Origin of the sequence: Hyphomicrobium sp. (genome assembly GCF_036833075.1) — a bacterium.
Lineage (GTDB): Bacteria > Pseudomonadota > Alphaproteobacteria > Rhizobiales > Hyphomicrobiaceae > Hyphomicrobium_C.
The window spans coordinates 1-3,375 of record NZ_DAITQL010000153.1 but is presented as its reverse complement, the minus strand read 5'-3'; the positions used below and the strand labels follow the sequence as shown (position 1 = coordinate 3,375).

Annotated in this window: 3 protein-coding genes and 1 pseudogene; 2 read left to right on the top strand and 2 right to left on the bottom strand. The window is 59.9% G+C overall.

The annotated features are described in order from the left end of the window. Window positions 1–455: pseudogene (locus tag V7082_RS21500) on the bottom strand (hypothetical protein); the annotation flags it as partial. Between the two features lie 149 nt (window positions 456–604). On the opposite strand from V7082_RS21500, the gene V7082_RS21495 reads away from it, so the two are divergent. Continuing rightward, a complete protein-coding gene (locus tag V7082_RS21495; protein WP_334151723.1) occupies window positions 605–922 on the top strand; it encodes a hypothetical protein in 318 nt (105 codons plus the stop codon). 47 nt (window positions 923–969) lie between these two features. Here the strand turns inward: V7082_RS21495 and V7082_RS21490 are convergent, their stop codons facing one another. Beyond that, complete coding sequence (locus V7082_RS21490; protein WP_334151722.1) at window positions 970–1,632, bottom strand: L,D-transpeptidase; 663 nt, start codon at window positions 1,630–1,632, stop codon at window positions 970–972. Window positions 1,633–1,749: 117 nt separating this feature from the next. On the opposite strand from V7082_RS21490, the gene V7082_RS21485 reads away from it, so the two are divergent. Further along, window positions 1,750–3,366 (top strand): ISL3 family transposase, encoded by a 1,617-nt coding sequence (locus V7082_RS21485; protein ID WP_073038202.1) that lies wholly within the window; start codon window positions 1,750–1,752, stop codon window positions 3,364–3,366. The last annotated feature ends 9 nt before the right edge of the window (window positions 3,367–3,375 follow it).

Here is a 3,375-nt window from a genome sequence, read left to right as displayed (position 1 = left end):
CCCATGCCGGTCTCGATGATGTGCCACAGAAATCCCGCGGCCCAGAAGCCGCCACTGAGCGCCGTAAACAGCCGCTGTCGTGCAAGATGGGCCGCCTGGTCGACCGACGCGTTCTCGGCATCCCAGGGCTTGGCGGTCATGCCGGTGCTTGCGACCAGTTCTGCAACTTCACCGTCCGATACACTCTTGGCGCTGTCGAGAATAGTCATCCGTCCATAGATCACGTCGAAAGCGAGATGCTCGGCCCCGCCGATCTTCGGGCCGACCACCTTGTTCAGGATTGCGACCTCCTCGGCGCAATCGAGGCCGGACACCTGAAAACTGCGCCCGCCCGCTGGCGCGGGGGTCGCCGGAACGATGTCGCCGCACGTTCCGGCGCTCCCGCAGCAGCTGCCGCCGCTTGTCTGGGCATCTTCGGCGTGATCGTGGTCGTGACGATGGGTGTCGGGCGGCATGAATGGACCTCTGGATTCGGGTGCTTTACCATGACATAGCCCCTACAGTAGCTAGAGCTTCAAGAGCAAAATACGGTGGTATTTCAGTTTGTTTTATTGCTAGAGGATGCGGTGACCGGCTCTATCACGCCTTGAGGCATGAAAAGCCAATGAAAAGAAAAACAGTCACGAAAGGAAGCTTGATGCGGGTTTTGATGCTGAAGCAAAAAATGATGGTCGCAGTGGCGCTGTCGCTTACGGCCGGGTGCGCAGTCCAGCCGACTGGGCCGGGCGACGCGGCAGACCAGCGGGGCAACGTTCCCGAAGCTGTGATTGCAATGGCTGCCCCGGATCAGGACGTTACAACCGCGCGCTTGGTGCCGGAAGACGGCTGCTACTGGTACAAACATAGCGGCCCCGTTGAAACGACCTTGCTGCCGCTGCGCACGGCGAACGGCAATCCGATCTGCGTCGCGCGGGAAGCGTGACGACGACCCGCATGTCACATCATTTCGCTCAAAGCTAGTTACCTCATTCAACTTCTCGCGGTAACACTGTCCTCAGCCGAATAAAGATGTGCTGTCGATCCAATCTCGACGTTCGGATAAAGCTCGTTGATGTGTGCCATAACCATCCGCACGCAACCCGAACTCGCGCGACCGCCGATGCTTCTCGGATAGGGTGTGCCGTGTATCCGAAGATAGGTGTCGCGATCTCCGACGTAGAGATAGAGCGCCCGCGATCCCAAGGCGTTTTGAGGGCCGGGTTCCATCCCGTCGGCCCATCTTGCATTTTCGGGATCCCGCTCGATCATGTTCTGCGTCGGTGTCCAATGCGGCCACCTAACCTTGCGCTTGATGGTATAGACTCCCGGCTCGTAGAGGTTGCCCCGCGCGATCGCTACGCCGTAGCGCATCGCGGTTCCACCCTTCTCAATGTGGTAGAGATACCGCGCGACCGCATCGACATGGATGTCTCCCGGCACGAGACCGTCCTTCGCGACCACACGCTGAGGCAAGAAGCGCGGGTGTAGGCCCCAAGGGTTTGACGTGGCCAGATCGAAGCCAGGCGGCGTGACTTGCTCGTCCCATTCAGCCTTCTGCGCCTCGGTGGGCCAGCTATCGGCAAATACAGGGCTGGCAACAGTCGCAGAAAATAGCGCCGTTGTTGTTTGAATGAAGTGTCGTCTTGTCAGCATGTCGTACCCTTTCGGTTCCCACCGGCGATCAGCGGTGTCGCGTAGCCCTTAATTCGGTTCTGCCTCACTTTGTGTGGCGCAACTATCCTGAAACTGGAAAATTCAGGAGGTATAGTTGTGAGTTCGAAGAAGCACTGGTCGCCCGGGAGCGATGTTGCCGTTCAAAGCGTTGAGCGAAGTGAAAGAGGCGGGTGGATTGTATCTGGCGTCTTGGCTCCCAACGGCATTTGCCCAGACTGTGGATTGCATTCACGCCGACGTCACGGCTGGCGGCGTCGGCGGCTGCAGGATTATCCCGCGCATGGAGACGAGGTAACGGTTGATCTCGCAATTTGCCGTTGGCGATGTCAGGCACCCGCTTGCCCACGCCGGACATTCTCAGACCAAATCGCCTCGATTGCGCGTCCATTTGCACGTCGTACTTCGCGTGTCGGGGAGATTGTCACCCATCTTGGGCATGCGACCGGCGGACGGCCAGCCGAGCGGTTGTTGCATCGTTTGGGCCTTGGAGTCAGCGATGACACGGTGCTTAGGCAGCTGAAGAACCGTGCCCAAGACAGTGGCGAGTCGCCGACAGTCATCGGGATCGACGACTGGAGTTGGCGGAAATCGCAAACCTACGGCACGATCATTGTGGATCTGGAGCGTCGCGTGGTGATCGACATTCTTGAGGATCGAGATGTCGTCAGCTGCACCAACTGGCTGAAGCGACACCCCGAGGTGGAAGTGATCAGCAGAGATCGCTGCGGTCTCTACGCCCAGGCAGCACGGCAAGGGGCACCGCAGGCGAAGCAGGTCGCTGACCGGTTCCATATCGTACAAAACCTGCGGCAGGCCATCGAGGAGCAAATGAACCTTCACGGCCGTGCGACCGGCAGGGCGCTGCTGTCCGACGCCGACAACATCACCGCAGCCGGCAGCCTTCTGAAGTCACGCCTGGCGCATAGGACGTCTCGGGAAGAGATTTTCGCCACCATTCATGCGCTCCGAAATCAGGGGCTTTCATGCAGCGAGATCGGGCGGCGAACAGGGTTCCCGCGTCGCAGCATCGCGAAATGGCTGCAGTTCGAGACACCACCGGACCGCAGGCGGGCCGCTTTGAAGCCGACATCGCCGTGGTACTTTGAAGAGTTCCTGAGCCAAAGCTGGAAGGAGGGCATTCGAACTGGCAGCGCCCTGTTCCGTCTGATCCGAGAGCGCGGTTACGAGGGGAGTCAGTCGCATTTGCAGCGTCTGTTGGCGGGCTGGCGAAAAGCAGAACAGCAAGGGAGCGACTCCAAGGTAGAGCACGAAATCCTTAAGCCAGTCCGGGACCCGGAAACGGGGCACGCGATTTCCCCGGTCATCGCAGCCGCGCTGTGCATCAAACCCCGCGGAAAGCTCACCCCGGATCAAGCGCGGAAAGTCGACGCGCTCAAGGCCGGTTCTCCCGCCTTCGCAACGATGCGAAGTCTCGCCATGCGGTTCAACGGTATCCTGCGCAGCCGCCAAGCAGACCCGCTCCCAGCATGGATCGACAACGCGATCGAAACCGATCTGGCGCCCATCGTGCGCTTTGCCCGCACATTGAACCGGGACTTCGATGCAGTCAAAAACGCCATCGAGATGCCATGGAGCAACGGCCAAGCAGAAGGTCAGATCAATCGCCTGAAGACGCTCAAACGCGCCATGTACGGTCGAGCCGGTCCAGAATTGTTGCGGGCGAGAATGCTACCGTTCCGCCACACAGATTGAGGCAGAGCC

What these genes read in the sequence shown, in the direction of transcription:
- V7082_RS21490 (WP_334151722.1), bottom strand. Translation starts at nt 1,632, where the DNA reads ATGCTGACAAGACGACACTTCATTCAAACAACAACGGCGCTATTTTCT.
- V7082_RS21495 (WP_334151723.1), top strand. Translation starts at nt 605, where the DNA reads ATGAAAAGAAAAACAGTCACGAAAGGAAGCTTGATGCGGGTTTTGATG.